Origin of the sequence: Sphingomonas sp. CCH9-F2, assembly GCF_001556735.1 — a bacterium.
In the GTDB taxonomy this organism is placed as follows: domain Bacteria; phylum Pseudomonadota; class Alphaproteobacteria; order Sphingomonadales; family Sphingomonadaceae; genus Sphingomonas; species Sphingomonas ginsenosidimutans.
In genome coordinates this window covers 1-6,541 of sequence record NZ_LSJO01000136.1, presented here as the reverse complement: position 1 = coordinate 6,541, position 6,541 = coordinate 1, and the positions used below count along the sequence as shown (strand labels likewise).

At 70.7% G+C, this 6,541-nt stretch carries 2 protein-coding genes, 1 tRNA gene and 1 pseudogene; 2 read left to right on the top strand and 2 right to left on the bottom strand.

Annotated elements, in window-relative coordinates; translation table 11 throughout:
• Window positions 1-31: 31 nt before the first annotated feature.
• Window positions 32-4,660, bottom strand: a complete 4,629-nt coding sequence (locus tag AX685_RS04035; protein ID WP_066485676.1) for an NAD-glutamate dehydrogenase — start codon at window positions 4,658-4,660, stop codon at window positions 32-34.
• A gap of 65 nt (window positions 4,661-4,725) precedes the next feature.
• Entirely contained in the window at window positions 4,726-5,961 is a 1,236-nt protein-coding gene (locus tag AX685_RS04030) for a hypothetical protein (RefSeq protein ID WP_066485677.1), read from the bottom strand.
• Window positions 5,962-6,113: 152 nt separating this feature from the next.
• Between AX685_RS04030 and AX685_RS04025 the strand changes: the two genes are divergently transcribed.
• A tRNA-Thr gene (locus AX685_RS04025) sits at window positions 6,114-6,189 on the top strand.
• A gap of 138 nt (window positions 6,190-6,327) precedes the next feature.
• Window positions 6,328-6,541: pseudogene (locus AX685_RS23045) on the top strand (hypothetical protein); the annotation flags it as partial.

Genomic DNA, 6,541 nt, shown 5'->3' with positions numbered 1-6,541 from the left:
GGGTGGCTCGGGCTACCCCGCCCCGATCGTGTCACCGCCCCAGCAGGACGCGCGCCTGGCCGGCGATCTGGGCGAGCATCGCGGCGTTGGGGGCGGCGGCGTTGCGGGCGCGGTCGATGACGGCGCGGAACTGGCCGATGCGCGCGGTATTGGCGGCCAGCCAGCGGTCGACCAGCTCCTGCGGATCGGTCTTCCCGCCGCGGTGCAGGAAGTCGAGCCGCAGCTGCTGGAAATCGCGCGCCAGCCCGGCGATCAGCAGGCGTTCCCACGGATCGCTGGAGGTGATGCGCATCGCCGCGCCCTGCGCCCAGTCCAGCCCCAGTGCCTGACCCAGCCGGGTGAAGGCCTGCGCCAGCTTGGTTTCGTCCACCTTCGTGCGATGGCCGAGGTCCGCCAGCCCGATCGCGCCGTCCAGCTGAAACAACCGCACGACGCGCGCGGTGAGGTCCGCCGGCGCGCCGGCCTGTTCGAGCATGTCGGCGATGCGGCGGCTGTGGGCGCGCGCCTCGTCCATCAGCAGTTCGTCGGCGGCGGCGTCGAGCCGCGCCACCCCCTTCGACAGGCGATCCAGCGCGTCGGAGGGCGCGGTGCCCGAGATGGTGGCGCGCAACAGGTCGGCGATGTGCGAGCGCACCGCGACCGCGACCTGATCGAACAGCGCCAGCCGCCCGCTTTCGGGCATCGCGGCGGTTTCGATCGCCTGCCACAGCGCGGCAAGGCCGAACTGGCGTTCGACGACGACGAACATCGCGGCGATATCCGCCAGCGCGGCGCCTTCCTCCTCCGCCAGTTCGAACGGGTGGAGGATGCCGATCCGGTTGACGATGCGGTTGGCCAGCTTCGTCGCGACGATCTCGCCGCGCAGCCGGTGGTCGTCGATCGCCTTGGCGAAGCGCTCGCGCATCGCGGTGGGGAAGGCGGCATGCAGGTCGGGGAGCAGCGCGGGGTCGCTGCCCAGCGGCGAGCGTTCCAGTTCGTCCTGCAACGCCAGCTTCGCGGTCGCCAGCAGCACCGCCAGTTCGGGGCGGGTCAGCCCGCGACCGTCGCCGACGCGGCGCAACAGGTCGACGTTGCTGCCCAGCCCCTCGACCCGGCGGTCGAGCCGGCCGGCATCCTCGAACACCTCGATCAGGCGGACGTAGCTGGGCAGCCCCTGCGCGCCGTCGCGCTCGGCGATCGACAGCGCCAGCGTCTGGAGCCGGTTATCCTCCAGCACCAGATGCGCGACATCGTCGGTCATGCTGCCGAGCAGCGCGTTGCGATCCTCGAACGCGAGGCGCCCTTCGATCATCTCGCGGTTGAGCGCGATCTTGATGTTCACCTCATTGTCCGAACAATCGACGCCGGCCGAATTGTCGATGAAGTCGGTGTTGATCCGGCCCCCGGCGGCGGCGAAGGCGATGCGCGCGGCCTGGGTGACGCCGAGGTTCGCGCCCTCGCCGATGGCGACCGCGCGCAGATCCTCGGCATCGACGCGCAGGCGGTCGTTGGCGGGATCGCCGACGGTGGCGTTGTTTTCCGCCGCCGCCTTCACATAGGTGCCGATGCCGCCGAACCAGATCAGGTCGACCGGGCTTTTGAGGATCGCGGCGATCAGCTGCGTCGGTTCCAGCGCCTCGGCCTGGATGTCGAGCGCGGCCCTGATCTCCGGCGAGAGCGGGATCGACTTCATGTCGCGCGCGAACACCCCGCCGCCGGGCGAGATCAGCGAGCGATCGTAATCGAGCCAGCTGGAGCGCGGCAGCGCGAACAGCCGCGCGCGCTCGTCCCAGCTGGTCGCCGCATCGGGCGCGGGATCGAGGAAGATGTGGCGGTGGTCGAACGCGGCGACCAGCCTGATCGCCTTCGACAGCAGCATCCCGTTGCCGAACACGTCGCCCGACATGTCGCCGCAGCCGACGACGCGGATCGGCTGGGTCTGCACATCCACCCCGCGTTCGGCGAAGTGGCGCTGGACCGACACCCACGCGCCCTTGGCGGTGATGCCCATCGCCTTGTGGTCATAGCCCTGCGACCCGCCCGAGGCGAAGGCGTCGCCCAGCCAGAAGCCGCGTTCGAGCGCGATCGCGTTGGCGACGTCGGAGAAGGTCGCGGTGCCCTTGTCCGCGGCGACGACGAAATAGGGATCCTCGCCGTCGTGGATCGCGACGCCGTCCGGGTGCACCACCTTGCCGCCGACGATATTGTCGGTGATCGACAGCAGCGTGCGGATGAAGATGCGATACGCCTCCGTCCCCTCCGCCAGCCAGGCGTCGCGGTTCGACGGGCTGGGCAGCTGCTTGGCATAGAAGCCGCCCTTCGCGCCGGTGGGGACGATGACCGCGTTCTTCACCCGCTGCGCCTTCATCAGGCCCAGGATCTCGGTACGGAAATCGTCGCGCCGGTCCGACCAGCGCAGGCCGCCGCGCGCGACCGGGCCGGCGCGCAGGTGGATGCCCTCCACGCGGGGCGAATAGACCCAGATCTCGCGCCACGGCAGCGGGGCGGGCAGGCCGGGAATCTTCGCGCTGTCCAGCTTGAACGCCAGCGCCTCCGCGGCCGCGGGGGTGAAGGCATTGGTGCGCAGCGTCGCGTCGATCACCGCGCGGAAGGCGCGCAGGATGCGATCGTCGTCGATCCCGGTGATCGCATCCAGCCCGGCGGCGATCGCGGCGTCCGCGGCATCGGCATCGCCTGTGGCGGCGGGATCGTGGCGCGCGGTGAAGCGGTCGACCAGCGCCTGCGTCACCGCCGGGTTGCGCGCCAGCGTGTCGACGACATTGGCGATGCCGTAGCTCATCCCCGCCTGCCGGAGGTAGCGGAACCACGCGCGGAACAGCACCACCGCCGACGGGGCCAGCCCCGCCTCCAGCATCAGGCGGTTGAACAGGTCGTCCTCGGCACGGCCCTCCAGCACCTGCGCGATCGCCTCGCGCAGCGTGTCGGCGGCGGCGAGCACGGCGGGAATGTCCGCCGCGGTTTCCAGCGTGAAATCGTGGATCGAGGAGCGTTCCTCGTCGCTGAGCGAGGTCGGCACCTCCTCGATCACGCGGAAGCCGAAATGCTCCAGCGCGGGGACCGCATCGGACAGCGCGAGCGCGCCGCCCTGGCGATACACCTTGAGGTGGAGCATCCCGTCGCCGCCGCTGGTGAAGCGCACCTCGCGGTCGGCATCGCCCTCCAGCTGCGCGATCGAGACGATGTCGCGCGCCGCCTCGTCCGCGGTGGCGCCGGTGCGGTAGCGCGCCGGGAAGGCGGCGGCGTGGCGCAGCGCGAGCCGCGCGGCGCGCGCCGGCCCGACCTCGTCCGCCAGCGCCGCCTCGATCGAGGGCGCCCAGCCGCGCACCATCTTCTCCAGCTGGTCGTCGAGCGTGGTGGCGTCCGGCAGGCGGCCGGGGCCGCGCAGGTCGATCGTGTAGCGGACCAGCGCGATGCGCCCGTCGTCGACGCTGGTCGCCCAGTTGAGCAGCTGGCCGTTGGCGGCCTCCGCCAGCATCTGCGCGATGGCGGTGCGGCGCGCGGTGGTCAGCTCGTCACGCGGCAGCCACACGAAGGCATAGAGGTGCCGGCCGAGCGGGGAGGGGGTGAGCACCAGCTTGGGGCGCGGGCGGTCGGCCAGGCTCATCGCGGTGAGCGCCAGCTCCTCCATCGCCGCGGCGCCGACCGCGACCATCACGTCATGCGGCAGCGTGGCGATGGCATGGGTCAGCGCCTTGCCGGTGTGGCCGGTCGGGTCGAAGCCGAACTTCTGCTCGCTCGCCGCCAGCCGCTGGCGCAGCACCGGCACGCTGCGCGGCGGCGCGTTGAGCGCGGCAGACGTCCACAGTCCGGCGTGGATCGACAGGCCCGTCACCGTGCCCCCGGTCAGCACCGGCACCACCACCAGGTCCAGCGGCACGCGGCGGTGGACGGGGGAGATCAGGCTCGACTTCAGCAGCAGCGGCGCGGCATTGCCCGCGACGAAATAATCGATCGCCAGCCGGCGCGAGCGGTCGGCCAGGATCGGCACCGCATGGTCGTGGCGCATAATCCCCAGCGGCGTTTCCGCATCGGCATGGCCGTCGACATGCCAGCGTTCGTGGCCCAGCAGCGTGAAATGCCGGTCCAGGAACCAGCGCAGCAGGCTGGCCCCCTCCGCATCGCCGCCGGTATCGTCGAGCATCCCGGCATCGGCGGCCAGCCGCGCCTGCATCGCGCGCCAGTCGGCCACCGCGACGCGCACGTCCGCCAGCAGCCGCTCGATCTCCTCGGTCAGCGCGCGGCGGTCCTTGGCGTCGACGCGCTCCAGCTCGATGTAGATCATCGATTCGTGTGCGCCGCCGTCGTCCTCGATCCCCGTCAGCCGGCCGGCGGCGTCGCGGGTGACGCGGATCACCGGGTGGATGACGCGATCGACCGCAATGTCGCGGTCGCCGATCGCCGCGGCGACCGAATCGACCAGGAAGGGCATGTCGTCGTTGACGATCGCCAGCCGCATCCGCCGCCGCGTGCCGTCGCCTGGCAACGCCTCCAGCGCGATCGCGGGGGTGCCGGGCGCGCGCTCGGCGGCGGTCTGCGCCAGGAATTCGGCGGCCTCCGCCTGCTGGTCCTCGCCGAAGCCGATCAGCTCGCCGGGCAGGGCGCGATGAGTGAGCCGCTCCGCCAGCGCGCGCGACAGTATCTTGAGAGACTTTTCGACCATGAAGCGGGCTATGCGCCCGCCGCGTTACCGGCTCAAGGCTTGCTGCACCGCAATATTACATCGCGTCAGCCGAGCCGGCGCAGCACCCGGTCGGCCAGCTTCGCATCGTCCGCGATCGTGCCGACCACTGCGATGCCGCCCGCGGTGACGCGGCCCAGCAGCACGACGGGCGCGCCGTCCTCCAGCCCGCAATCGATCGCGACCTCGGCCAGCGTCGCGCGCTCCGCCAGCGGCGCGGCGGGCTGGCGCGGAGCGGGGGCGGGGCGGCGCGCGGCGCGTTCGTCGGCGACAATGCGCTTGATCCCGCCCTCGGCCGCTTCCAGCACGCGCGCCAGCCCGCCTTCGGGCACGCCGATCCGCTGGGCATAGGAAAGCACGGTCGCGACCTCGGTCAGCCGCGTCTTGTCGTGATCGGCGCCGAACACCAGCTTGGCGATAGCGGTCATCGGCGCGCGCGGCTGTGCCTTGATCCCGGCATCTTCCAGCATCGCGGCCAGCCGCTCGCCGTCCTGCGCGGCGGCGAGCGCGAAATCGTGCGCGCGGCCCAGCGCGCGGTACAAGGCGGCATGGCTGCGCGTCGCGGCGGCGCGCGCGGAGGCGGCGCTGTCGCGCGCGGCGGCCAGCCGGTCGTCGAGCGAATCGGTCGCCTCGCCTTCGTCCTGCGTTCCCGCGCTCGGCCCGTCGGCCCAGGCGCGCGACGGCGCGGGCACCGGATCGTGGCGCGGCCCGCGCACCGCGGCGGCCAGTTCGGCATCCAGTGCGGCCTGATCGTCGGCGGCGATCATCTCGCGCCAGTTGATGACGCCGTAGATGAAGTCGATCGTTTCCGCATCCGAGGAAAAGGGCATCAGGATGCCGCGGTACAGTGTCGTGTGCCCCCGCGCGCCGATGAACTCCGCCTCGAACCCGATCGGCGCGCGATTGGCGATGATCTGCAGATAATGGTCGGTCAGCCGCGACAGCAGCGAGCGCGCGGGCACGTCGCTGATCCGCGCCAGCGGCCCGTCGACCCCGCATTCGTCGCGCAGCGCCTTGCCGATGAACTGGATCGAGGGATTGTCGAGCCCGCCGCTGAAATCGAGCAGCACGCTGTTCGGCCCGAAATCGGCGATGCTCTCCGGCTCCAGATCCGCGATCGCGGGATAGGGCCGGTCGCGCAGCAGCGACACCCAATGGTTGTAGGCGCGCACGTGCATGCGGCGCTCGTCGCCGCCGATCGCCAGCTCCGCCTCGCCCACCCCGCCATGGGTCGGCTCGCCATCGTCGTGGCGGGGATCGTCATAGCCGCGCGCGGTGTCCATCGTCGTCGTCCCGGTGGAGGGCATCCGATTGCCCTGTCCAGACCGACATGTGCACCGCGCATAGTAAACGCGGCGTAAAGGCGCACGACGCTTGCCAGCCTCCCGATCACCTGTTAAGCGCGCCCTCCACGACGCCCCCGGGCGGTTCGTTGGCCGCTTTAGCTCAGCTGGTAGAGCACATCATTCGTAATGATGGGGTCACAGGTTCGAGTCCTGTAAGCGGCACCACTCTCGTGAAACTGCATCCCATAGCGGACAAAGCTGGGCACCTCAGCGAGATGGTGAGCACGGCGCCAGCCGAACGTCAACTTGACATGTTGGATAATGTTGCTCAAATGTTCTCGCCGCGCGGATAGCGGGGGCAGCATGATCGACATATCGGAAAACGAACGGCGCCGCGCCTTTTCAATATGGTTGCGGACCGGCAGGTTGCCCTCGGCACAAGGACCTCATGGGATCGAACTCAAGTTCAATCCATGGCATGATCCTGAAACCGGACGTTTCACGTTCGTCGGTGCTGGACGCAATTATGGCAAGTGGGGCGGCGGTGGGTTCTCCGGCGGTGGTGGCGGTAAGGGGG